This is a genomic window from Heyndrickxia acidicola (genome assembly GCF_001636425.1).
Taxonomy (GTDB): Bacteria; Bacillota; Bacilli; order Bacillales; family Bacillaceae_C; genus Bacillus_AE; species Bacillus_AE acidicola.
On the sequence record NZ_KV440953.1, the window covers coordinates 2,384,306 to 2,408,242 of the forward strand.

At 38.3% G+C, this 23,937-nt stretch carries 21 protein-coding genes and 1 pseudogene; 9 read left to right on the forward strand and 13 right to left on the reverse strand.

From position 1 onward, the window contains the following. Positions 1-98: 98 nt before the first annotated feature. The gene (locus A5N88_RS24890) at positions 99-275 is read right to left on the reverse strand and encodes a hypothetical protein (protein ID WP_157090658.1); all 177 of its coding nucleotides are present in this window, start codon (positions 273-275) and stop codon (positions 99-101) included. Positions 276-449: 174 nt separating this feature from the next. Between A5N88_RS24890 and A5N88_RS11170 the strand changes: the two genes are divergently transcribed. Then, positions 450-1,247 (forward strand): DUF4652 domain-containing protein, encoded by a 798-nt coding sequence (locus A5N88_RS11170; protein WP_066265942.1) that lies wholly within the window; start codon positions 450-452, stop codon positions 1,245-1,247. A 190-nt stretch (positions 1,248-1,437) separates the two neighbouring features. Here the strand turns inward: A5N88_RS11170 and A5N88_RS11175 are convergent, their stop codons facing one another. The 4 genes from A5N88_RS11175 to A5N88_RS11190 all read right to left on the reverse strand — a co-directional run bounded on the left by A5N88_RS11175 (position 1,438) and on the right by A5N88_RS11190 (position 4,880). Further along, the gene (locus tag A5N88_RS11175; RefSeq protein ID WP_066265943.1) at positions 1,438-1,662 is read right to left on the reverse strand and encodes a hypothetical protein; all 225 of its coding nucleotides are present in this window, start codon (positions 1,660-1,662) and stop codon (positions 1,438-1,440) included. A 173-nt stretch (positions 1,663-1,835) separates the two neighbouring features. After that, positions 1,836-4,253, reverse strand: coding sequence for a heavy metal translocating P-type ATPase (locus A5N88_RS11180; protein WP_066265945.1), 2,418 nt, complete (start codon positions 4,251-4,253; stop codon positions 1,836-1,838). A 65-nt stretch (positions 4,254-4,318) separates the two neighbouring features. Continuing rightward, positions 4,319-4,543, reverse strand: coding sequence for a copper chaperone CopZ (gene copZ, locus A5N88_RS11185; protein ID WP_066265947.1), 225 nt, complete (start codon positions 4,541-4,543; stop codon positions 4,319-4,321). A gap of 13 nt (positions 4,544-4,556) precedes the next feature. Further along, a complete protein-coding gene (locus A5N88_RS11190) occupies positions 4,557-4,880 on the reverse strand; it encodes a metal-sensitive transcriptional regulator (RefSeq protein ID WP_066265948.1) in 324 nt (107 codons plus the stop codon). 261 nt (positions 4,881-5,141) lie between these two features. Here A5N88_RS11190 and A5N88_RS11195 point away from each other — a divergent pair, with 261 nt between their 5' ends. Further along, the gene (locus A5N88_RS11195; protein WP_066265950.1) at positions 5,142-6,113 is read left to right on the forward strand and encodes an FTR1 family iron permease; all 972 of its coding nucleotides are present in this window, start codon (positions 5,142-5,144) and stop codon (positions 6,111-6,113) included. 176 nt (positions 6,114-6,289) lie between these two features. Further along, the gene (locus tag A5N88_RS11200; RefSeq protein ID WP_066265952.1) at positions 6,290-6,811 is read left to right on the forward strand and encodes a hypothetical protein; all 522 of its coding nucleotides are present in this window, start codon (positions 6,290-6,292) and stop codon (positions 6,809-6,811) included. A 108-nt stretch (positions 6,812-6,919) separates the two neighbouring features. Here A5N88_RS11200 and A5N88_RS24335 read toward each other — a convergent pair. Next, positions 6,920-7,141 (reverse strand): annotated as a pseudogene (locus A5N88_RS24335) (transposase); the annotation flags it as partial. A gap of 227 nt (positions 7,142-7,368) precedes the next feature. Between A5N88_RS24335 and A5N88_RS11205 the strand changes: the two are divergent. After that, a complete protein-coding gene (locus A5N88_RS11205) occupies positions 7,369-7,677 on the forward strand; it encodes a PadR family transcriptional regulator (RefSeq protein ID WP_066265954.1) in 309 nt (102 codons plus the stop codon). Between the two features lie 12 nt (positions 7,678-7,689). Next, positions 7,690-8,871, forward strand: a complete 1,182-nt coding sequence (locus A5N88_RS11210; protein ID WP_066265955.1) for a chromate transporter — start codon at positions 7,690-7,692, stop codon at positions 8,869-8,871. Between the two features lie 696 nt (positions 8,872-9,567). Here A5N88_RS11210 and A5N88_RS11220 read toward each other — a convergent pair. Beyond that, positions 9,568-10,983 carry a SpoVR family protein gene (locus A5N88_RS11220; protein ID WP_066265958.1) on the reverse strand — a complete coding sequence of 472 codons (1,416 nt, stop codon included), beginning with the start codon at positions 10,981-10,983 and terminating at the stop codon, positions 9,568-9,570. Between the two features lie 238 nt (positions 10,984-11,221). Then, positions 11,222-12,442, reverse strand: a complete 1,221-nt coding sequence (locus tag A5N88_RS11225) for an MFS transporter (protein WP_066265959.1) — start codon at positions 12,440-12,442, stop codon at positions 11,222-11,224. Positions 12,443-12,833: 391 nt separating this feature from the next. On the opposite strand from A5N88_RS11225, the gene A5N88_RS11230 reads away from it, so the two are divergent. After that, positions 12,834-13,091 (forward strand): YhdB family protein, encoded by a 258-nt coding sequence (locus A5N88_RS11230; RefSeq protein WP_066265961.1) that lies wholly within the window; start codon positions 12,834-12,836, stop codon positions 13,089-13,091. Between the two features lie 223 nt (positions 13,092-13,314). On the opposite strand, the gene A5N88_RS11235 is transcribed toward A5N88_RS11230, so the two are convergent. Beyond that, on the reverse strand, positions 13,315-13,722 hold the full coding sequence (locus tag A5N88_RS11235; protein ID WP_066265964.1) for a DUF5365 family protein: 408 nt from the start codon (positions 13,720-13,722) through the stop codon (positions 13,315-13,317). Positions 13,723-13,968: 246 nt separating this feature from the next. Between A5N88_RS11235 and A5N88_RS11240 the strand changes: the two genes are divergently transcribed. Next, a complete protein-coding gene (locus tag A5N88_RS11240; protein WP_066265967.1) occupies positions 13,969-14,877 on the forward strand; it encodes an RluA family pseudouridine synthase in 909 nt (302 codons plus the stop codon). A 355-nt stretch (positions 14,878-15,232) separates the two neighbouring features. On the opposite strand, the gene A5N88_RS11245 is transcribed toward A5N88_RS11240, so the two are convergent. From A5N88_RS11245 to A5N88_RS11255, 3 genes are read right to left on the reverse strand one after another with little or no spacing between them, the layout of a single operon-like run. After that, positions 15,233-16,702: an NAD-dependent succinate-semialdehyde dehydrogenase gene (locus A5N88_RS11245; protein WP_066265971.1), complete on the reverse strand. Its 1,470-nt coding sequence runs from the start codon at positions 16,700-16,702 to the stop codon at positions 15,233-15,235. 51 nt (positions 16,703-16,753) lie between these two features. Next, positions 16,754-17,968: an acyl-CoA dehydrogenase family protein gene (locus tag A5N88_RS11250; protein WP_066265973.1), complete on the reverse strand. Its 1,215-nt coding sequence runs from the start codon at positions 17,966-17,968 to the stop codon at positions 16,754-16,756. A 13-nt stretch (positions 17,969-17,981) separates the two neighbouring features. Beyond that, positions 17,982-19,169, reverse strand: a complete 1,188-nt coding sequence (locus A5N88_RS11255; protein ID WP_066265975.1) for a CaiB/BaiF CoA transferase family protein — start codon at positions 19,167-19,169, stop codon at positions 17,982-17,984. A gap of 782 nt (positions 19,170-19,951) precedes the next feature. On the opposite strand from A5N88_RS11255, the gene A5N88_RS11260 reads away from it, so the two are divergent. Both A5N88_RS11260 and A5N88_RS11265 read left to right on the forward strand, forming a co-directional pair. Further along, on the forward strand, positions 19,952-20,572 hold the full coding sequence (locus tag A5N88_RS11260) for a DUF47 domain-containing protein (RefSeq protein ID WP_066265977.1): 621 nt from the start codon (positions 19,952-19,954) through the stop codon (positions 20,570-20,572). A gap of 6 nt (positions 20,573-20,578) precedes the next feature. Further along, positions 20,579-21,580, forward strand: a complete 1,002-nt coding sequence (locus A5N88_RS11265; protein ID WP_066265980.1) for an inorganic phosphate transporter — start codon at positions 20,579-20,581, stop codon at positions 21,578-21,580. Positions 21,581-21,760: 180 nt separating this feature from the next. On the opposite strand, the gene A5N88_RS11270 is transcribed toward A5N88_RS11265, so the two are convergent. Beyond that, the gene (locus A5N88_RS11270) at positions 21,761-22,186 is read right to left on the reverse strand and encodes a CBS domain-containing protein (RefSeq protein ID WP_066265982.1); all 426 of its coding nucleotides are present in this window, start codon (positions 22,184-22,186) and stop codon (positions 21,761-21,763) included. Positions 22,187-23,937: the final 1,751 nt, after the last annotated feature.

Consider the following 23,937-nt stretch of genomic DNA (forward strand, 5'->3'; position numbering starts at 1 on the left):
GATTGCAGCCAAGTTTACGAAAAAATAATTGTTTTCCTTAAACACAAAAAAAATCAGTAACAAATAGCTACCAATCCTTAAAGAAAGATTTAATGTTTTTATCTTTTATCTAGATTTTCCCGCACATAAGGACCAAGATAAAGCCCGTTAATACCCCAGACAATATTCATTATTTTCATGGGTTGAGGATTTTTAAAAATATCCACTAAAATGACCAGTGCTGAAATTATCCCAACAAAAACACAGATATAAGCTATTGTGATGAGTAAACTCACTAAATGCCCCTCCTATAAACAACTTTTCATTTAGGATACCCCCCTACCCTAAATGAAAACATCTGATTTTTATTAATAAAATATTCCAGATCCTCCAAAATCCCGTTGTTTATACTATATTTATATGATATGTTCACTAATGGAAACAAACTAACTGAAGGAGAACTACACCAAATGAATCATTCCAAGAAAGCATTGTTTACCAGTCTTATCGTCGCATCTTCCGTTTTATTTGTAGGATGTGCACATACAAATACATCTGTGGCTTCGGATAACAAAGTTGCTGTTGAAAAACATACGAATTCTGAGGATCAAACAAAATCAGAGAGTTCCAAAGAAGCAACTGCTGAACAAACAGCAGCCGTTGAGAAAAAAGATAACGCTACAAAAACAACTACTGCAAGAAATCACGTGACAGCAAACCAAGACAAAGCTACAAAGATTGATACAAACGACAGTGTGCAAACAAAAAAAGCACCAGTTAGTTCATTAACCTTTCATATAGAGGAAAAAGGCAAATATACACCTCAATTTCCTTCATCTTGGAAAACATCTTCTTCATCTCCATATCAGGCAGCCATTGATGGGAGAGGTGAAAATGCAGGAGAAGAAGGGCAAGGAACCATTCTAGTGGAAAATACGGATACAGAACATACTACTCTATATTCTTTAACAGGTGCGGTAGCGAATTCACAAACACCTAAATTTGTGGAATGGAAAAATAACCATATTCTATATGTTATTATTGGTTATCCATATGGAACTATTTCTGAAGGCGGGAATCTATATGAATTAAATATTGATACCCATGCCCTTACTCCTGTAATAATTAATTTACCTAAAAAAGAGGAGATCATCTCTGTATATAAAAATAGCAATAACGTTTTTATGTATAAAAAGAATGTATATACAGATGATAATTTCACAAAATCTTATATAGTTGAAGGTAAAGTTCCAGAAGGACAAAACTAGTTAGACATTGGTTAGATATAAATACAAAAGTGAAGGCTGTATCAATAATTATTAAGTAGTTACTGATACAGCCTCAAAAAAAAAACAATAAACAAGTTTCCCTAAAAATATTCTGTGACACTAATATGAATTCTAAAACTCCAATTCTTTGGACAAACCTGTAGAAGTCTTCTTTTTTTTGCCAATCTCCTTATAAAATCCAATCAACCCACTCCATTACTTCGTACACTTCAAAAGCCTGAAGATTTGATTTAAACAGCTGACCTAACTCGGCTTTTAGCCCTTTAGCCTTTCCACCTATAAATATATCAAACCTCTCTCCACGTTTAAGAACTGCACTATCATTTACCACAGGTTCACCGCATCCAACAGGACAGCCTGAATATGATGGTTTAAGTGTGACAGGTACCTCCATTCCAGCGATCCTGCTGATTTATCTCATAGCGCCGATAAATTATATTCAATCCGCCTTTTCTTATTCAAAGTAAAAATAAATATAATTTTCTTAAACAACCCTATCGAGATATGTAAAAAGCCAGTGACAGCTGATTATAAAAAAATCTGTCACTGGCTATTATTTTTACATGTTTAAAGTTTTACCTTTTGTAATCTTAGAGCATTTAAAACAACAGAAACGGAACTAAAAGCCATGGCTGCTCCTGCAAGCCAAGGAGCGAGAAATCCATATGCGGCTATTGGAATTCCTATTGCATTATAAGCAAGTGCCCAAAACAAATTCTGTTTAATATTGTGAATGGTTTTTTTACTCATAAATATGGCATCTGCAATACTATTCAAATCCCCACGGATCAACGTTATGTCTGCGGCTTCCATTGCTACATCAGTCCCAGTACCTATCGCCATGCCGACATCTGCGGTCGCAAGTGCTGGTGCATCATTGATACCGTCACCTACCATCGCCACTTTTCTTCCTCGTTGCTGTAATTTTTTAACCTCTTCTGCTTTACCGCTTGGTAAAACTTCTGCAATGACATGATCAATTTCGACTTGCTCGCTAATATAGGACGCGGTTCTTTTATTATCACCTGTTATCATGAAAACCTCTAATCCCATGTTCTTTAGTCGGTTGATGGCATCCTTAGAATTTTCTTTAACCGTATCTGCCACCGCAATGACCCCTGCATATTCCTGGTTCACTGCTACGAGCATAACCGTTTTTCCGTTTGATTCCAATAGGTTAACAGTGTCTAGAACGGATGTAAATTCAACTTTGTGTTGATTCATTAATTTCTGCGTTCCAATTAATAGTGAATATCCGTTTACAGTAGCCTGAATTCCATATCCAGGAACATTTTCAAAGGACTCTACTTGAGAAAATACGGTTCCTTTTTCTGTCACACCCTGAACAATAGCTTGCGCTACTGGGTGTTCTGATTGCCTTTCGGCAGAAGCAATTAGTTGAAAAAGCAGATTCTCATTAAAACCATCCTTTACAACTACATCAGTTAAAATTGGTTCACCATTAGTTACAGTTCCTGTTTTATCAAGAACAATTGTGTCAATATCATGTGTTTTTTCCAGGTGTTCTCCACCTTTAAATAAGACACCAATTTCTGCTGCTCGACCTGAACCTGCCATAATGGACGTTGGGGTGGCGAGACCTAATGCACATGGACATGCAATGACCAATACGGCTATAAACTTTTCAAGAGCAGAAGGGAAATCACCAGGATTTACCCAGATAAACCAAGTTAAAAATGTAAGAGCCGCTATTCCTACGACAATAGGAACAAAAACACCTGATATTTGGTCAGCAAGACGTTGGATTGGTGCTTTCGATCCCTGTGCATCTTCAACAATTTTTATGATTTGAGCCAGGGCAGTTTCCTTCCCAACTTTTTTTGCTCTAATCTTTAAATATCCATTTTTATTAATCGTTGCCCCAATTGCGTTATCGCCAATTGATTTATCAACAGGAATACTTTCACCTGTTATCATGGATTCATCGACGGCAGAATTACCTTCGACAACTACACCGTCAACAGGTATTTTATTTCCTGGCTTAACAAGTACAATGTCGTTTATCCCCACTTGATCAAGAGGAATCTCTAGTTCGACTCCCTCCCTTTCCACTAACGCTGTTTTGGGCTGTAATCCCATCAGCTTTTTAATCGCTTCTGAAGATCTTCCTTTGGCTTTTGCTTCAAACAGTTTCCCAAGAAGAATTAAGGTAATTAAAATAGAACTTGTTTCAAAGTACAGCTCGGTTGATCCCTGTGAACCGATTGAAAGGATTGTTAAATACAAGCTATAAAAGTAGGCTGCTGTAGTACCAAGTGCAACGAGCACATCCATATTGGCACTTTTATTTTTCAAAGCCTTGTAAGCTCCGATATAAAATTGTTTTCCGATAAAAAATTGTACGGGTGTTGCTAGCACTAACTGAACCCATGGATTCATTAATAGATTGGGAACATAGATGAAAGATGTAATGCTGAAGTGACTCACCATTACCCATAATAATGGGAGTGATAGAACAGCTGAAAAGATAAATTTGTTTCTTTGCTTCTTAATTTCTTTTTCTTTATGATCAACGGCTTTATCTCCGCTGTTTTCATCTTTTAGTGAAGCGTCATAGCCCAAACTTTGAACTTTCTTAATAATATCTGCTGTTGAAATTTCAGATGAATTATATTCAACCGTTGCATTTTCCAAGGCAAGATTTACGTTGGCCTTCGTTACCCCATTAAGCTTATTTAACCCTTTTTCAATCCTGTTAGCACAAGCAGCACATGTCATGCCTGTGATCATAAAATCACTTTTATCCAGCTCGACATTGTAACCAAGATTTTTGACTTTCACTTGGAATTCTCCTACATTTGTCACTTCAGGATTAAATTTAATTTTTGCATTTTCTAAAGCAAAGTTTACATTCGCTTCATTTACACCTTCAACCTTATTTAATCCTTTTTCAATTCGATTTGCACAAGCAGCACACGTCATTCCGCCAATTTGAATTTGAACTTCTTTTTCTTTCACACTCATATTATTTTTCACCTTCCTTCATTATACCTCATAGGGGTATATTTTATTAAAAAAGAAAACATGCATTAAGCATGCGCACGTTCCTTGATAACATCATATCCTTGGTCATCAATGGTTTCTTTGATCGTATCGAGTGAAACTTTTTCTATATTGTATTCTATATCTACTAAACTTTCGCTTAAGTGTACTTTTACCTCTTTAACACCCTCTAAAGCACCAACACTTCCTTCAACTGCTTTAACGCAATGACCACATGACATTCCTTGTACTTCTAAAGTGATTTTTTCCATTCATAACACTCCTTTATTTTTTTAATAACCGTTGGACAGTTCCTAAGAATTCATCCAACACATCTGTATCTCCTTGATTAAGCCGATCCAGTACGCATCCTTTTAGATGACCTTCTAAAAGAATTTTTGCTACACTATTCAATGCAGATTGCGTAGCAGCGATTTGATTAATGACATCATCGCAGTAAGTATCTTTTTCAATTAGTCCTTTTATTCCTCGTACCTGGCCTTCCACTCTATTTAGACGTGTGACTAAATTTTTCTTAATTTTATCAGAATGGTGGCTATTCTTGTCACTGTGTTCTAGAGGACGCTCAAAATTTTCATTATTTTCCATAACAATGCCTCCTTTATATATTCATTTTACCATACCCCCCTACCCTATGTAAAGGCGTTAATTAGAATTCATTTGTACTATACAATTTCACATATCCCCTTTCTAAAGAGTATAAACCTGTTAAAAGAGTTCCCATTTTAAGAACTAATATATATTCTTCCAATATTTCTTATTGACCTTAACAATTATAAACAGTTATGATGTAAGTAATAATCAATTGATAACGATTATCATTATCGTATTTACATAGGAGGATTAAGAATGCACAACAAGATCATCAACATCAAAACAATCTTAATTACCGTTTCAGTGCTTGTTTTGATTGGTGTTTTGGTTTGGCAGGGAGTTTATTTCAATGGAAATCCTGATCCTACCGCTAAGCACATCTCTCCAACAGCTGCTGTTATCAATACCGCCATATTAGTGTTTAGAGAAGGACTAGAAGCTATACTTGTTTTAGCCGCTATTATCTCTGGGCTCATTCGTAAAAAACAAGATGATTACTGGAAACCGATTTCTATCGGAGCAGGTGTTTCATTCATTGCCACTCTTGCTACTTGGTTTATCGTTGTTGCAATCATCTCTTCAGTCAATGCTTCACAATTAAACATACAAGCTTTTACAGGAATTTTAGCAGTAGTTGTTTTATTAATTATTCTTAATTGGTTCTTCCATAAAATATATTGGACTGGTTGGATTAAGCTTCACAATAATAAGAAACAACAATTGATCGGTCAGAAAAATACAGAAGTATCTGCAAGCGCATTCTGGTCTCTATTTATAGTTGGTTTAACATCTGTCTATAGAGAAGGTTTCGAAGTTGTGCTGTTCCTACAAAACTTACGATTAAAAGTGGGTTCCGATATTATTCTTCAAGGTACTTTAATTGGATTGGCTTTCACTATGGTTGTAGGAGTACTAACCTTTTTGTTCCAGAAGAAATTGCCTCACAAAAAAATGCTGGTATTTACAGGAGTACTTTTGGTTATGGTTCTTGCCGTGATGGTGGGAGAAACCGTACAAGAAATGCAGCAGGCTGGATGGATGAGCACTACACAAATTGGCTTACATTTTCCTGATTGGCTTGGAGTATGGTTCTGTGTCTTCCCTAACGTTGAAGGATTATCCCTTCAAGCAGTTGCAGTCGTTTATGTTGTGGGTTCTTATTTCTTACAACGTTATCTTACTAAGCGGAAAGCATTAAAAAAGTTAAGTTCAGTAAAAACAGCTTAAGATGTAGTAGAACAAAAAGGAGCAACTTTTTTAGTTGCTCCTTTTTTATATTACAAGAGCACGTTGGATCAAATAAAAAGCAATACCTTAGAATACCTAGGATTTTTAATGAATAAAAATAACATGGACATACTTTTACGTAGTCAAATCATAATTAATAGGGGGTATATAGTGTAATGCATGGAGCTGGAGCTAACAAAAAATCTTTTGGACATCAAAAAGTAAATGTTCAAAAAAGATCGACGAATCCCCCAAGAAATAAGAGTGGATATTTTTCCATCATCTTATTAGTATTGACTCTTTTTATCGTTTTAAAATTATTGCCGCTAAATACTTTTTCGTTTATTTCCCACGTCAATTTATCTCATTTCCAACAATATCAAACCAGTACAAAAAAAGTTCCAGAGCGCTCAAAAACTACACATCAAAATACGGACACAGCTGGGCAAGTTACAAATCAAATAATTAAAGAGTTGAAATCCCAAAATTATGATGTCGTTTATGTTAGTGTGCAAAATTCACCAATCACCATTGATATGGTCATTCCATCAAGTGAAGAAAAACATTATTACGATATTAAAAGCCTTGTTTCCACTATTCTTCACAATGATCAATTATCAACTGCCAAGTTGAATATTCACAACTATAACGATGAAAAAGAAGACCTAACTAACTTTGATAATTTGATCAATCATTAACGATAGATTAGTTTCTAATTATACAGAACCTTCCTTTATAATATCTCAAAGGCTTCATCACCAAGAATAAAACGCGTCAAGTAGACAGTGGAAATAATAAAAAATACTCTAAGCGGCTTTAGCTCTATATTCCATAGGGCTAAGGCCGTTTAGTCGTTTTTGATATCGGTCATTATTATAGAAATGAATATATTCATCTATCGCGTTAGAAAGCTCTTCAAAGGTCGAATATTTATGTAAGTAATACTTCTCAGATTTCAAGGTGCCTCAAAAGGATTCCATAGGTCCGTTATCTATACTTCTGCCTACTCGTGACATACTTTGAGTCAACTTTATCTATTCTTCGTATAAATCCATTTCTCTCACCGAAATCATTTACATGGACATCATTTCAAAGTCAACAGATTTTAGATTCTTACTTACACATCGTACAATCAATTAATGTACGACAAATAAAATGGACTAGTTACCTACTGATATAGACTCTATACAATATATAATTATTCTGATAAATTGATATCGAAATTCGATATCGAAGTACGAAATGAGGTGATAATATCGAGGAACGTGTTCTACGAAAATTGTTTCTTGGATTTATTCAAATTCACATTTTGCATCACGCAAAAATGGAACCCATTTATGGCATGTGGATGTTAGAGGAATTAGCGGAACACGGATACAACTTAAGTGCTGGTACGTTGTATCCCGTATTACACACGATGGAAAAGGAAGGTCTTCTATTTAAAGAAAATCGGCTTGTAGAAGGAAAAATCAGAAAATATTACACCACAACCACTCTCGGTACGGAAGTTCTTGATGAAGCCAGAAAAAAGGCATACGAGTTGTTTAAAGAGATTAAAGATTAGGGGGAATGTCAGTTGAAACGGATATTGGAGGTTTTAAAGGTTTCCACCCGATTAGGACTCACATCATTTGGAGGACCAATTGCACACTTGGGATACTTTCATGAGGAGTATGTAAAACGTAGAAATTGGTTAGATGAAAAGAGTTATGCAGATTTGGTTGCTCTTTGTCAATTCCTTCCTGGACCTGCAAGCAGTCAAGTTGGAATTGCCATCGGTATTCAACGCGCTGGATTGATCGGTGGGCTTATGGCCTGGATTGGTTTTACCCTCCCCTCTGCCATTACACTAATGGTGTTTGCTTGGGTACTTAAAGGACTAAATATCCAGCACGCAGGTTGGTTGCATGGTTTGATGATTGTAGCTGTTGCTGTTGTCGCTCAAGCGGTCTGGGGAATGGCAAGTAAGCTTGCAACAGGGAGATTACGAAGCACGATTGCAATACTTTCCGCTATCGCTACACTATTGGTACCTACATCCATGATTCAAGTTCTTCTTATTATTGTATCAGGAATCATCGGATGGAAATTCTTCGAAAAAAATGCGTCACAAGAAATCCAACCGATAAAAATTCCGATTAGCCAAAAAACAGGCATTACTTTTCTTACGCTATTCTTTGGATTTCTAATTGTTTTACCTCTATTAAGACTGGGTATTCACAATCAGGGATTGGCAATGTTTGATAGCTTTTACCGCGCAGGGGCATTAGTTTTTGGTGGAGGTCACGTTGTCCTGCCGTTATTACAAAGAGATGTAGTGCCAACAGGCTGGATGACAAATTCACAATTTCTAGCAGGTTACGGAGCAACACAAGCAATGCCAGGTCCTTTGTTTACCTTTTCCTCCTACCTTGGTTTTGTGTCAAAAACGTTTCCTAACGGCATTACTGGCGGTGTGCTAGCACTCATTGCCATTTTCCTGCCTGCATTTTTACTTGTAGCAGGTGCACTTCCCTTTTGGAATACCCTTCGTTCTAGACCAGGATTCCAATCAGCACTTGCTGGAATCAATGCATCTGTGGTCGGTATCTTAATTGCTGCCTTATATAACCCTGTTTGGACGAGTGCAATCAAGACCCCATATGATTTCTGTCTAGCACTCATCGCATTTGGTTTACTCATGATTTGGAAACTTCCGCCTTGGATTGTTGTAATTATTTCTGCACTTGGCGGGATCGTAATATCCGCTCTTGCTTAGGAGATAAATCCACAAAACAATTTATAAATGGTCGATATATGTTTAGATTACCTATCAAAAATTCATATCTGTGAAACAATGCTTACTGAACAGACGTTAGTGCAACAAAGAAAAAAATTCAGTTTACACTGCACCTCTAACTGGTAGTTACGGCTAACAAATGGGGTGCAGTTCAAGGTAGGTCTCTGTTATGTATCAAATTCATGTTAGTAATTCATCTTTTTAAACTTAAATTTCTTCTTTTGGAATAATTCCTGCTTCTTTGTGTTCTCCAAGTTTTTTTACCATTGATATCGCATCATCTTTTTGCTTCGTTAAAGGAGAAAATATTTGTGATGAAAAATTTGCAGGATTTAAAATTTTCGTCTCATGATTGAGAAATAGTTGGGAGTATTTGCAGAATCCCAATTTTTTCGTTTGACTCAAAAATTATGGTTAACTTGAACCTCAGCAATTTGAGCATATGTCAATTGAAATATTTTTGCCCCAAAAGGTTGACCAGTCATCATTTCCGTCTTGATAATAATAACCCTTCTGTCTATACAAATAAGCGCCTCTTTACAGGCTCCCTGAATGTTAGCTCAACTTAAATGGAGGGTGAATCCAGTTTTATAATGTTTTCACTAAAAAAGATTGGTAACAAATAGCTACCAATCCCTAGAGAAAGATCTAGAATATTTGTATCTAAGTCTTCAATTATAGATATTTCCTTTGCACCGCTCTGCCATCGTAGCTAAAGACCATTTCCTTGCCTTCTACTACAGATTCCATATGCACACTCCTGCCCCAAAGCTGATGGATATACGGCAAAACCTTTTCAAGGTATTTGAGATCTAATTCCACCCCTTCATACCAGTGCTTTAAATAAAGTTCCCCATTACGCAAATAGTCCCCATCCAGGACCGTAATGTAAGGAAAACCTCCGTTTACCCGCATGCTTACGAGCTGATCCCGCACATTTTTCCATTCCTTATCAATTACTTTGTAGTCCCTTCCTTGTTTTTGGAATAAATACATGTCTTCCCTTGTGACTAAATCCTTGGTCAAATAATTTCGCAAAAAAGAGATATCCGATTCAACTTCCCTGACCTCAAACATTTTCTCCCTGCCGGAATTGGGCTTTTCCCCCAATTTCTTCATTTCTTCAGTCGGGTTATTCCAGCGCTCTTCAATATCCTCAAAAATCTTAATCCCCAAATAATAAGGGTTAATCCCTGTTCTGGATGGCTGTACAACGCCTGCGTTTAACTTAGCAAACTCAATGGCCTCATCGCTGGTAAGGTCCAACTCACGCAAAATCCGCTGATGCCAGAACGATGCCCAGCCCTCATTCATGATCTTAGTTTCAAGCTGAGGCCAGAAATACAGCATTTCTTCGCGAATCATCGTCATGATATCGCGCTGCCACTCCGTTAGTTCCCGGCTGTATTGTTCAATAAACAGCACAATATCTTTTTCCGGCTGAGGGGGCAGTTTCTTTTTTCTTTTCTTTGGAGGTTCTTTTTTCTCCTTTGAATCCAATGACCATAAATCATCATAGGGAGAAGACTTTTCACGCTCTTCCTCTTCCCATATATCCTCGTCGTCAAGCGTCCAGGCCAGCTTTGGCCGCATTAATGAAGGATCAATATGCTCTTCAATAGCCAAAACCGCATCAACAAACGTTTCCACTTCCCGTTTACCGTATTTCAGTTCATAAGCACGAATCCTTTCAGCTGTGGCAGCCATGCTTTCCACCATATCTCTTTTTGTATTTCCAAAACGAATGTTATTTTTAAAAAAGTCGCAATGTGCCAATACGTGGGCTACAATCAGTTTATTTTGTATAAGCGAATTAGAATCCAGCAAAAAAGCATAGCATGGATTCGAATTGATGACCAGCTCATATATCTTGCTTAAGCCTAAGTCATATTGCAGCTTCATCTTAAAAAACTGCTTTCCAAAACTCCAATGGGAAAATCGAGTAGGCATCCCATAAGCACCAAAGGTATAAATAATATCAGCTGGGCAGATTTCATACCTCATTGGATAGAAATCCAGCCCAAAGCCAGAAGCGATTTCCGTAATTTCAGCAATAGCATATTCCAATGCCTTATGCTCACTTTGATTCACTCGCCATTCCCCCTTTTTTCTTCTTAAGACAATGTATGAAAAAAAGAAGGAAATCATGAAACAGGAAAAGCGAAACTTCCTCCAGTGGTATTCTAAAAGCAGGGGCTGCAACGATTAAAGTATTTTTTTCCAAACGGGGGAAATCAATTTCAAAATGGCTTTATGACTTTATCATGCAAATAGTCATTTCAATCAGCCCAAAAAGGATTTGGCTATAATACCAAATCCTTCTCAAATTTTATAATCTTTTATTCCCTTGTGCACCAGCATGCATACCAGCTAGAAACACCGGCAGTATACTAATAAACAAAAGGCACGATGATAAAATAAAGACCCATTCAATTCCGGCATGCTGCAGCAGCCATCCCGCTCCCAGGCTGGCTAAGCCAAATACAAGTGTTGTAATGGCTCCCTGCGCGGCAAATACATTTGGAAGCTTATCAAGAGAAGCTTCGGCTTGTATAAACGTGTGTAAAATAATTCCTTTTACTTGATCAAAAAAACCAAAAAGCAATGACAAAATAAGGGCAAATATGGAATTATGGGTCAGCCCGAACACCGCTGTTACCAGCGCGGTCACAAAGCTTGATACCCAGAAAATCCTTACCTGCCTTCCTGCTATCAACGAATGAATTTTTATCAAAGCAAGACTGGCAAAAATAAGCCCTGTACAAAAGGCGCCATTGATAAATCCCCACCATTCTACACTTGTATGAAGCTGTTTCTCCACGTAAATATATAGAATAGCCGCAATCCATACCACACCTGCTGCTGACTCAAGAAGATAAACCATCTGCGTGAAGCGTAAAGGTTTGTTTCTCCATAATTCATAAAAACCCTCTGTTACTTTTTCAAAATAACCAGTGACAGTTTCTCTATGAGCAGACTTCTGATCGTTCATTATCACAGGGATGGTCATCATAAAAAAAGTACTGATAATGTAGCATACACCAGTTACCAACATAGTTCCTTCAGGCTGAATAATGGCAGTCATCATCCCTCCCGCAGTCCAGCCGGCAAATTGAATGGCTTGGTCAAGTGTAGAAAGGAAGCCATTTGACTTAAGCAGGTCTTCACGCCTGACAATAAATGGTACCAATACATTGGCAGCAGGAAGCGCCCAGCCATCCAGAAACGCAATGAGCGCAGCTAAAATAAAGATGGACAACAGGCCGTCATAATGCATAAAGATTAAAAAGAATAAACAAAACAGAAGTATGGTTTTTAACCCCTGTGTTCCTGCGAGAAGATTTTTTAGTGTATATCGATCCAAAACAATAGGGGCTATTATGCTGCTTAAAAATTTCGCGAAGGTGATAATAAAAGGCACCAATGCCATTTGAACTGCCGAGCCGGTTAACTGATACACCACCGCAATTAAGGCGACAATATACAGAACATCTCCGAGATTGGCACAGGATTGACCTACCCATAAATACCGGAAGGCTTTATTACGCATTTCCTTTCCTCCTTAAAAATATTTAGTTGATTAAATGAAGGAAGGAAAATCACATTGGACATTATCACCTTTCTTAGAATGGGAAGAATCCCCATTCTCATGGTTTAAATTACCTTTATTATATCATGAATGTTCATTAAGGCTCTTTGCTATTAATTTGATGCTTTTACTTTCAAATAACTAATTCGTGTTTTGTCCGTACTTGCGTTCAACTTTTCTAAATCAATTCAATGTTAAATGCAGAAGTTGCAAAGAACGAACTAATTTAACAGCGGATTATTCTTATACTCGCTGATCAAAATTCAGCATAATCTCCAACTTTTACAGCGACAAAAAAAAGCCTAACTACATACACTAACATCAACTCCTTAAATAAAGGAGGGGCTGACGAATGGTTTATGTTGATTATGATCGTGCCCTTTATTACACCCATCGTTCCGAGTGGGATAACCTGCTGATTTTAATGGTAAGGACAAAAGACGATTTACTATCGAAGCGAATTGAGCATCTTCTGCATGCGTACCATTTTTCACATGATTATAATGTTATCGAAAGGAGTTTATATTCACTCCTCCGCTATATTGATCATGCAAATGGTGCCTTAAAAACAACACAAGAAATTACCGGGGATGGTTATTTATACACGTAGGCAAGATGGCTGGGCTGCCATGAAGATCCAAACAAAAGAAATCCACCAATAAAAGCCTGCTTTTAGGGTCTCCTAAATGCAGGCTTTTTATTAGTGTTGATTTGGACACACTGGGGAATATAGCGGATACACAAGACTCCTGCTGTAAGCACCCTATCCGTCGTTGCATCTGAAGCCAAAATCAACAGGAAAGATTGTTAAAGTTCAAAACCAGCTCCAAACATTAAATTAACAATTCATTTGCGGGTTTTTTAAACATACTAAAAGCGGAATGAAGCGATCGAACCGACATTTCAAATTGAGAATAACAAAACGGAAACGTAATGTCATATTCCTCAAGTATCGCTCGATTACGATTAAACAGTACTTCATAATCAACTGCATCTTTTTTAAAAATTCTTAATTCTAAAATCGTAATAATTGTTTGTAAACTGGCTATCACTCTGTAGGAACCCTTTAATGTACTGAAATAATCAAATCGGCATGAGGAGGGACAAAGGATATTCAAATCCCTAAAATTAGCAATTTCTTCACCAGAATAAAACTGCGGAAAAATTTCTGTATACATATATTCCATTAGTTCAATTATTTTTTGTTGCTGCTCATCCGTAGATGCATATAAAATTTTCACTCTTAACACACCCTTATCTAATGTAGCTTATCTCCCATTTTTTTTTCTAAACTATTCACAAATAACTTGTGTGCGAATCAAGGTATTTCTTTGTATAATAAGTATGGCAATTAGTAGGAAGTACTCTGTTTAAAAATTGGAAATATGATGAACATTTAGGTAAACACGTTAATTTATATAGTGAATATATCACACAATTCAAGACGTTAACCGTGGTAATTATGCCCATAAGAAAGGAATTATTTTATGGAGATAACAAAAAACGGCACTTTATTCAATGTTGTTATACCAAAGGAATTAAATGGTTTTACCATTGAAAGAATCCTTAGAGAATATTGGCCGACGCCCAAAAAGCTGCTCCATCAAATTCGAATGGAGAAGTCCGTTATGATTAATGGCGATTACAAGAGCTGGACTGCCCCTTTATCTGCAGGAGACAAATTTTCTATAGCCATCTTTAAGGATGAAGATCCAGGTGTTACAGCCTGGAAAAGACCTATTGATGTATTGTTTGAGGACGACCACCTGCTGGTTGTCAATAAGCCGGAAGGAATGGATACCCACCCCAATAATGATGAACAAACAGATACTTTGGCTAATGCGGTTGCTTATTATTATGAAAAAAACAATATATCCTGCAGAGTGCGCCATGTCCATCGCCTCGACAGGGATACCACCGGGGCTGTCCTTTTTGCTAAGACTGCCTGGAGCCATGCTATCCTGGATCACATGCTGACTGAAAGAAAAGTAAAAAGAACATACTGGGCACTGGTACATGGCTTTTTAAATCCTGACTCTGGTCTAATTAATAAAGCCATTGGCCGCGATCGACACCATCCTACAAGGAGAAGGGTATCTCCATCTGGCCAGCACGCCATTACCCATTATCATGTGTTAGATACTATTAAAAAGGAAAAACTTTCACTAGTTGCATGTACCCTGGATACTGGAAGAACTCATCAAATTAGGGTTCATATGAGTTTTTTAGGGCATCCTCTGGCTGGCGATACATTATATGGAGGGAAACCTATCTATCAAAGGCAGGCTCTTCATGCACGAAAGCTTCAATTTGTGCATCCTTTTACTAAGGTAAACATAGAGTGTACTGCACCTTTTCTTGATGAACCTCCTATCTTTGAAGCCTTTCTTAAATAGCTCGGAAAGAATCGTATTCAAAGTGGATTAAGCTTCCTTTGATTTAAAGTACTTACTTTTTTCATCGTCTAATAATGAAATTTATTAAGCCAGTATATTTAGGGAAAGACTCTTATCGTAAAAATATCTTACGAAAAGATGCAACGAAGACAGACAACATACGGAATGATGCCTTGTACGTAAAGCAACAATCTAAAAAAACTCAGATATCCGCTTTCCGATAGGCACTGGAGCTGGACAGAGAATAAACCGGATAAGTATTTACCGAAAAAAGGAAACAAACTAAAAACTTTGTTTCCTTTTTCCATCCCTTCCTTGTGTTACCAATTAAGAAAAGAACAAAAAGGGACATCTCTTAATACTCTGCTTCCTTTAGCCCCATGGAAATATATTTCATTTCCACATATTCCATCATTCCCTCTCGCCCGCCTTCTTTTCCCTGTCCAGATTGTTTTATTCCGCCAAACGGCGCTTCAGCCGCTGCAGGGAATACATCATTTATCCCAATAATTCCATACTCCAGCTGCTCCATGACCCGCCATGCCCGATTAATATTCTCTGTAAATACATATGATGCTAATCCGTAGCTTGTCAGATTAGCTTTTTCTATGGCTTCTTCTTCACTTGTAAAAGACTGGATAGGCACTACAGGACCAAATGTTTCCTCTTTCATTACCAGCATCTCGTCCGTAATTCCTGTTAAAACGGTAGGCGTATAATAGAAGCCTTTTAAATTTTTTGAAAGAGATGGACGATTGCCTCCTGCGGTGATGGAGGCTCCCTTATTTATTGCATCCTGGACATGGCTTTGTACTTTTTCAAGAGCATGATTGTCTATCAATGGCCCTATCTCGATTCCGGTTTCCAGTCCATTCCCCATCTTCAATTGCTTCACTTTTTCAACGAGCTTTTTTACAAAATGATTGTAAATGGATTCTTGGACATAAATTCTGTTTGCACAGATGCAGGTTTGTCCAGCATTTCTAAATTTACTCATGAGCGACAAGCTTACAGCCTGGTCAATATCTGCATCTTCAAAAACAAGAATGGGAGCGTGGCCCCCCAGCTCCAGAGAAAGCTTTTTTACATTATCGGCACTGCTCCGCATTAGATGTTTTCCCACCTCTGTGGATCCCGTGAACGTTATCAGCCTCACATCCTGTTCTTCCAGCCATGCTTTTCCTATTGAAGCAGGATCACCCGTTACCAGGTTTAAGACTCCTTTTGGAAGACCAGCCTCCTCAAAAATTTTCACAAGCCCAACTGCTGATAACGGCGTTTGTTCTGCCGGTTTTAAAACAACCGTACAGCCGGCTGCTAACGCTGGACCCAGTTTTCTCGCAATCATAGAGCTGGGAAAATTCCATGGAGTAATGGCAGCAACGACTCCTATAGGTTGAGGAATCGTAAACAACCTTTTCCCCTTATTGGAGGAGGGGATCATTTCTCCGTATATCCGGTTTGCTTCTTCTGCATACCAGAGCAAGTAGCTTGCAGCAGAGGCTATTTCTCCTCTCGATTCAGCCAGGGGCTTCCCTTGTTCCGTTGTTAAAATAACGGCTAAGTCCTCCTGCCTTTCCATCATGAGCTGATAGGCTCGATATAAATATCCGGATCGCTCCCTTGCTGTTTTAGCCGACCATAAAGGGAGCGCGTCCTTTGCGGCCTGAACTGCGAGCCTGGCATCCTTTTCATCGCCATATGAAAAAGACATGATGTGCTCAAGTGTTGCCGGGTTTAAAACGGCTTCTGTTTTTCCTCCGGCGGCCTCTCTCCAAACGCCATCTATAAAGATGGTGTTTTCTTTTATACCGTTTATCTTCATTTTTCGCGCCTCCCATAACCATATTCTCAAGGAATCAATCATAGAGTTTATTCAAGATTTTGCTGCTGCCTTATCGACTTCAAATGGCCAGGCAGGAAGCATTTTGTTTAAAGGCTTATCTTCCCTGTAGCCTAATACATATTCCGCTTGCATAATGGTATGGATTTCACGTGTTCCTTCATATATAACGGGTGCTTTTGAGTTTCTTAAATAACGAGCAACAGGATATTCATCAGAGTATCCATACGCCCCGTGGATTTGGACTGCATCATCCGCTGCTTTATTGGCATAGTCACACGCCTGCCATTTTGCCAGAGACGTTTCACGTGTATTTCGTTTCCCCTGATTCTTCAACTCACCAGCCTGATGAACCAAAAGCCTGCCAATTTGCAGTCCTGCTTCCATATTGGCCACCATTTGCTGAACCAGCTGATGCCTTCCAATTTCTTTCCCAAAGGTCTTTCGCTCTTTGCAATACTTAACACTTGCTTCCATTGAAGCCATAATAAGTCCGCAGGCTCCTGCAGCAACTGTAAACCTGCCGTTGTCCAGTGCTGACATAGCGATTTTAAACCCTTCTCCTTCTTTTCCCAGTAGGTTTTCCTTCGGCACTCTTACACTGTCAAAAAATATTTCACCAGTGTTTCCTGCGCGAATGCCAAGCTTGCCTTTTATTGCCTTAGAAGAAAAACCAGGCATTGTCCGTTCTACAATAAAGGCAGATATGCCGTGATGATGCTTACTTTTGTCCGTATAAGCAAAAACTAAAAAGTGGTCTGCAACATCACATAGAGAAATCCATGTCTTTTGTCCATTTAAAATGTAATGGTCTCCGTCCCTCACTGCTGTCGTATTTAAAGAGGCTACATCCGATCCTGCACCAGGCTCTGTCAGCCCGAATGCTCCCACCTTCACTCCGTTTGCCTGTGGAACGAGATACTTTTGTTTTTGCTCTTCTGTCCCCCACTGCAGCAGTGTCAGACTATTTAAACCAGTATGAACCGAAACAGCTGTCCGATAGGCCGTATCTCCTCTTTCCAGTTCTTCGCATACGATGGCCAAAGAATTATAATCCATACCGCTCCCACCATAAGCCTCCGGTATACAAACCCCCATAAACCCTAATTCTGCAAGCCTTTTCATGACAGCGGGTTCAAAATGGCCTTTGGCGTCCCACTCTGCAATATAAGGGATAATCTCTTTATCGACAAAGCTGCGTACCGTGTTTCTTAGCATTCCATGCTCTTCTCTTAATTTAGCTTCCATTTTTCTTCACTCCTCAAATGATATGGTGTTCTGCGAATTCTTTCACTTCTTCCTCAGAGTATCCAAGCCTGTCCAAGATTTCTTGCGAATGCTCTCCTGGAGATGGCGGATGGTGCTTCATTGTAACAGGGGTTCTTGATAGCTTTAAGGGAGTTCCCACAAGCTGTATAATTCCTGCTTCGGGATGTTCCATTTCTACAATCATTTCACGTGCTTTTATTTGAGGACTTTGGAAAACCTCCTCGACATTGTAGATCGGTCCGCTTGGAATTCCGTTATCATTGCACAAATTTTGCCAGTGGCGGGTGGCATTCTTTATCAAGATATTCTGCAGAATCCCAACGAGTTCCTCTCTATTTTTTACTCTGTCGGAATTCGTACGGAAACGCTCATCAGATGACAGATGAACAAGGCCTAGTAATGAGCAGAGTTTTTCAAATTGAGAGTTATTTCCTACTGCAATCACCATTTTCCCATCAGAAGTATCAAAGGTTTGATAGGGTACAATATTGGCATGATGGTTGCCGAGAGGTTTAGGAATGGAGCCCGACATCAAGTAATTGCTTGCAATATTCACAAGCGATGCTACTCCGCTATCAAATAAAGAGATATCAATTTTTTGCCCCTTACCTGAACGGCTTCTTTCAAGCAAAGCTGCCTGTATGGCAATACACGCATTCAATCCAGTCAAAATATCAGTAATTGCCACTCCTGCTTTTTGCGGCCCTGATTCCTTGCTGCCTGTAATACTCATAAAACCGCACATCGCCTGAATAATAAAGTCATATCCTGCAAGCTCTTTATATGGACCTGTTTCCCCAAACCCTGTAATAGAACAATAGACAGCCCGGGGATTCAATTCGGATAGTACATCATAAGACAGCCCAAGACGCTCCATCGTCCCTGTTTTAAAATTGTGGATAATGACGTCTGACTCCAAAGCAAGCTTTTTGATAATTTCCTTTCCCTTGTCCGCTTTTAAATTAACAGTCAGGCTTTTCTTATTGCGATTGGCACAAAGATAATAGGCGCTGATATTATTTTGAAAAGGAGGCCCCCAGTACCGTGTATCATCACTTCCTCCCGGTGCTTCCACCTTAATGATTTCGGCGCCCAGGTCCCCCAGAGTCATCGTACATAATGGGCCTGCTAAGACTCTTGTTAAATCAAGCACTTTTATACCACTTAGTGCGCTGCCCATGCTTCATCACTCCTCACATGCTCTGATTAATAGATTACGGATGCAAGAAATCCTGCTGCAGATGGAAAAAGGTGCGAATAACTGGCTGTCCCATTTCAATATATGATAAGCCTCTTCTTTATATTTCTGTTTTTTCACAAGAAAAGCGGAAGCGCCTTGCTTATCGGCGTACGAATTTCATAGTCTTCGACCGAGATAAAGGAAACACAGCGAGGAACGAGATGATGTTGACTTATCGCAGGGAGATGACGGAGAAATTCGCTAGCCGATAGGCGCTGGAGCTAGACAATGAAAAGCGGAAGCGCCTTGCTTATCGGCGTACGAATTTCATAGTCTTCGACTGAGATAAAGGAAACACAGCGAGGAACGAGATGATGTTGACTTATCGCAGGGAGATGACGGAGAAATTCGCTAGCCGAAAATGTACTCCTTTAAAGCACTAAAGGGGTCTGACCCCTTCTTCGCGTTAATGCATTGAAGTGAAATTCCTCAAATTATGGAGGAGTAATTATTTTTAAATGCACGCATAATAAAAACATGCATTTGTTTACAATTAGAGAATTGGGGAAGTAATCAACTATCTGGGGAACTTTTCTTTTATTAGAATTACATGGAGAAGATAGCTTTCACTTTCTGAAGTTATTTGCAAAAAATAATAAAGCTTTTCATTTCTTTGTTGGATCAGTTCTAAAAAAATTCGACATTTTTCTTTTATCTTCGAGTAAAATCAGATAAAATAAATCTGTTTGATAATTAAAGCTTTAAATACAGGAGGCTTATTCATGGTTTTTAAAAATAAAAAAGACAAGTTTGCCGTTCTTCTGGGAAACATTGCGGAAAATCTTCGAGAAAGCACAAATTATTTTGCTGATTATAAATTAAATAATGAAAGCGATCTTAAGATTTTTGCACAAAAGATGAAGGAATACGAAACAATAGGCGATAACTTTGTTCACGAAATGATCCTTGAGTTAAACGATGCTTTCATCACACCTATTGAACGAGAAGATTTGTTGGCTCTAACTAACAGCCTGGATGATGTGCTGGATGGAATTGAACAATGTGCTGGTCTGTTTGAAATGTACTCCATCACTCATGCAGATGAGTTTATGCTCAGATTTGTGGATGCTATCCGCAATGCCGTTATCGAAATTGAAAAAGCCATTGAATTAATGTTTAATAAAAAACTTCCTGCGATGCGCGAGCATTCCATTAAAATCAAAGCATATGAGTCCGAATGCGACGATGTACTCAGAGAATCGATCAAGCATCTATTTACTAATGAAAAAGATCCCATTCGCCTAATTAAATATAAAGATATTTATGATGACCTGGAAGAAATTGCAGATAACTGCCAAACTGTTGCCAACACCTTAGAGACCATCATAATGAAGAACGCGTAGGCCAAAATGAGCAGTGTTTTTATCGTTACCTTAATAATTGTTGTCCTTGCTCTATCATTTGATTTTATTAATGGTTTTCATGATACCGCTAACGCAATTGCTACCTCGGTCTCTACAAAGGCCTTGAAGCCGAGGCATGCAATTGTCCTTGCAACATTCATGAATTTCCTAGGTGCTCTGACATTTACCGGAGTGGCAAAAACCATTACAAGCGACATTGTCGATCCCTTTAAAATACCACATGGCTCTGCCGTCATTATATCTGCTTTGATAGCTGCTGTTGCATGGAATCTTATTACATGGTATTTCGGAATCCCCAGCAGTTCTTCTCACGCGATCATTGGGGCTATTGCCGGTGCTGCCATTGCAGCAGAGGGTTTTGGATCTTTGAAGTATGCAGGCTTCTTAAAAATTATCGAGGGTTTACTTATTTCTCCCTTTCTTGCCTTCTTCATTGGATTTATTATTTATAGTATTTTCAAGGTGGTATTCAGGCAGTTTAATCTGGCAAAAACAAACCGTAATTTCAGGATTGTTCAAATTTTAACTGCTGCTCTTCAATCCTACAGCCACGGGACGAACGATGCACAGAAATCAATGGGGATTATCACGATGGCGCTGATTGCCAATCATTATGTGACATCCAGCGATATTCCTTTATGGGTTCAAGTTGCCTGTGCAGCATCCATGGGGCTCGGAACCTCTATTGGAGGCTGGAAAATCATTAAAACCGTCGGTAAAAACATTATGAAAATCCGTCCTATTAATGGGGTGGCTGCAGATATCAGTTCTGCTTTAATTATCTTTGGTGCCACCTACATACATTTACCGGTCAGTACAACGCACGTCATCTCTTCCGCTATTCTGGGTGTGGGTACTTCTCACAGAGTCAAAGGGGTAAAATGGGATACTGCAAAACGAATGGTCATTACATGGATCATTACTCTGCCAATCTCTGCTTTACTATCAGCCATTATTTACTTTATAGCCAGCCATTTTTTAACGTAATAGCTGGCTCCCGCTTCATAAAGGACGGTTCTGAAGCATGGGGCCCTTAACCGGCTTTCCTGTAAAAATAGCGCCGCTTGCTATAATTATCCTATAATTAATATTAGCAAAGAGCTTTAACAAAGCCGGCTAAAAAGAAAGAGCTCCGCTAAATAAATCCGGAGCTCTTTATTTTTTGTTCTATTCCTCCAGGTTCTTTTCTTTCTTAGCAACCTGGCCTCTTAAATATTCGATAATCTCTCTTCTGGTAATAATCCCTATGAATATTTGGTTATCATCCACAACAGGAACAAAATTTTGATCAAGCGCTTTTGTAATGATGTCTTCCATTTCAGCATTAACCGAAATGGCTTCGTTTCGACGATGAAGGGGGACATCCTTGAGCCACACCTTTTCAATATTTTCAAAATGGAGCTGTGGAGTATTTTTTATTTTCCATAAAAGATCCCCTTCTGTCAGCGTCCCCATGTATTTTCCTTTCTTATCTACAAGAGGAACAGCTGTAAATCGATGATACTCCATTTTTTCGAGTGCTTGTCTCATTGTTGATTCAAAATGGATATACGCTAATTCATGTTTAGGGATTAAAAAAAAGGCAATATTCAACTTCATTCTCCTTCTTCTCTTTGCATTTACCTTTTAAATTATAATTCAACTTTCTTAGCTTAAGATTAAAAATTCATTAAACCACCTAGCTGGATTCATACATTTTTTCCCAAAACGAGATATTCCCGAAAAGAGGAAAGAGCATAAAAATGCAGTTGCTAACATAACCTTCGCTGCAGAAACTTCGTCAACGCATACGGTACCGAATTACACAGCCTACATATTTTATCACTCTTCATTATAATAGTAAGTGTTCTGCGCTTTTTTCGAAAGCGGAAACATATGTATTTCTATACCCATTATGAAGTGATTGATATCATTTGATTGAGATTTCTTATGATTTTGAATGAATGCTCCGTATCCATGCTCAATGTTATAAAAAAACCTTTCGTATATTATTCACAGACCGGCTTTGGCGCATAAATAAATTTATGCAGAGAAAATGAATGGAACAATTTTTCTTTCCTGCATAAGAAAGACTGACTGCCGCATTAGGAGTCAGTCTCCTTTCGGTCCGTCCATATTAATCATCATGAAACGTATCTCTAGCCAGCTGCATTATCCTTTTTTCTAAAAATAAGCAGTATATAAAGCTACTGTTACTTATTTTCCCCCACGGACAAGCAACGAATTCATGATACGATCATTGAAAATGAAAGAGGTTCAAGGAGGGACAGCATACCGCCCCTATCTAAATATTTATACATGCGGCTTCATTTTTCCTATAACAGTTTAAAATGAAAATTTGTTCTCCTAGGCCTAGTATACAGCCCCACAATTCCTATTTAGGATTTCACATCAAACTTTACTTCTCATTAAAAGCTCCATATACGCAGCAGCCTATTATTTCACTTAATATTTACCATAATGGACGAAAACCTCACACCGGCCTTTTTAAAAAGATGCATGGCGGCCAGTATCGGAATGATTAAACATAACAATCTTTGCTTCTGTAATATCAAAAGTAAAAAGACATTAACGGAATCAGCCTTTTTTATCATTACTTAATCTTTCACACCAAAGGATATACAGAAATAAAAGAATAAATCCTCCGAAAAGCAGTGAAACCATCCATAAGGCCAACATGTGATTACCTCCGTCATATAGTGAAAAATGTTTTACATTCTGTATGGCTATGTTTTCGATAGACTCTTTTTGTGAAATTTGTTGCTATTTGGAAAAGGGTTTGATAAAGAACAATATTGATTGGAGCGGTAAGAGCCAGACTCTTTCTTAGAAAAGAGTGTTAAGATTCAGCCGAGGATCCTCCCCTAACGCCAGCAGAAAGCGACTGCCTACATCGGAAATCAACAGGTAAGATTCACAGAGCCTTGACAATGCAAAAAGTTTTGCACTGAAACTTTCTGATAGTTTATCAAAAGATATATCGAAGCCGGACAAAATACAGATTTACCCTTTATACGTGAAAGCAGCAATCAATGCTACAACATTTTTTTGAAAAGCAATCGGCTTTTTCTCTTCTGAATTATTTTTCCATTGCAGATTATTTGAGTAACAGCAAGGCTCAGATTGCCCTCTTAAAAAATAGACTAATGCATACTTTCTCCAATGGCGCCAAGGGGGAATCTATTTATTTCCATTACATGAAATAGATTAAAAATCCCCTGTTTTATTACCATCAGGAAAAAAGCACACAGTAGTCTACCTAATGCCCAGCCAGCGTTCGCTCTCTTTGCATTCTGTCTTCTCTGCATCGTTTTTCTTGAAAATAGGCATAACAAAAGACCTGC

Bases quoted from the DNA above. Each gene is read 5' to 3' on its own strand.
- A5N88_RS11170 (WP_066265942.1), top strand. From the start codon at position 450: ATGAATCATTCCAAGAAAGCATTGTTTACCAGTCTTATCGTCGCATCT.
- A5N88_RS11175 (WP_066265943.1), bottom strand. From the start codon at position 1,662: ATGGAGGTACCTGTCACACTTAAACCATCATATTCAGGCTGTCCTGTT.
- A5N88_RS11180 (WP_066265945.1), bottom strand. From the start codon at position 4,253: ATGAGTGTGAAAGAAAAAGAAGTTCAAATTCAAATTGGCGGAATGACG.
- copZ (WP_066265947.1), bottom strand. From the start codon at position 4,543: ATGGAAAAAATCACTTTAGAAGTACAAGGAATGTCATGTGGTCATTGC.
- A5N88_RS11190 (WP_066265948.1), bottom strand. From the start codon at position 4,880: ATGGAAAATAATGAAAATTTTGAGCGTCCTCTAGAACACAGTGACAAG.
- A5N88_RS11195 (WP_066265950.1), top strand. From the start codon at position 5,142: ATGCACAACAAGATCATCAACATCAAAACAATCTTAATTACCGTTTCA.
- A5N88_RS11200 (WP_066265952.1), top strand. From the start codon at position 6,290: ATGCATGGAGCTGGAGCTAACAAAAAATCTTTTGGACATCAAAAAGTA.
- A5N88_RS11225 (WP_066265959.1), bottom strand. From the start codon at position 12,442: ATGCGTAATAAAGCCTTCCGGTATTTATGGGTAGGTCAATCCTGTGCC.
- A5N88_RS11230 (WP_066265961.1), top strand. From the start codon at position 12,834: ATGGTTTATGTTGATTATGATCGTGCCCTTTATTACACCCATCGTTCC.
- A5N88_RS11240 (WP_066265967.1), top strand. From the start codon at position 13,969: ATGGAGATAACAAAAAACGGCACTTTATTCAATGTTGTTATACCAAAG.
- A5N88_RS11245 (WP_066265971.1), bottom strand. From the start codon at position 16,702: ATGAAGATAAACGGTATAAAAGAAAACACCATCTTTATAGATGGCGTT.
- A5N88_RS11250 (WP_066265973.1), bottom strand. From the start codon at position 17,968: ATGGAAGCTAAATTAAGAGAAGAGCATGGAATGCTAAGAAACACGGTA.
- A5N88_RS11255 (WP_066265975.1), bottom strand. From the start codon at position 19,169: ATGGGCAGCGCACTAAGTGGTATAAAAGTGCTTGATTTAACAAGAGTC.
- A5N88_RS11260 (WP_066265977.1), top strand. From the start codon at position 19,952: ATGGTTTTTAAAAATAAAAAAGACAAGTTTGCCGTTCTTCTGGGAAAC.
- A5N88_RS11265 (WP_066265980.1), top strand. From the start codon at position 20,579: ATGAGCAGTGTTTTTATCGTTACCTTAATAATTGTTGTCCTTGCTCTA.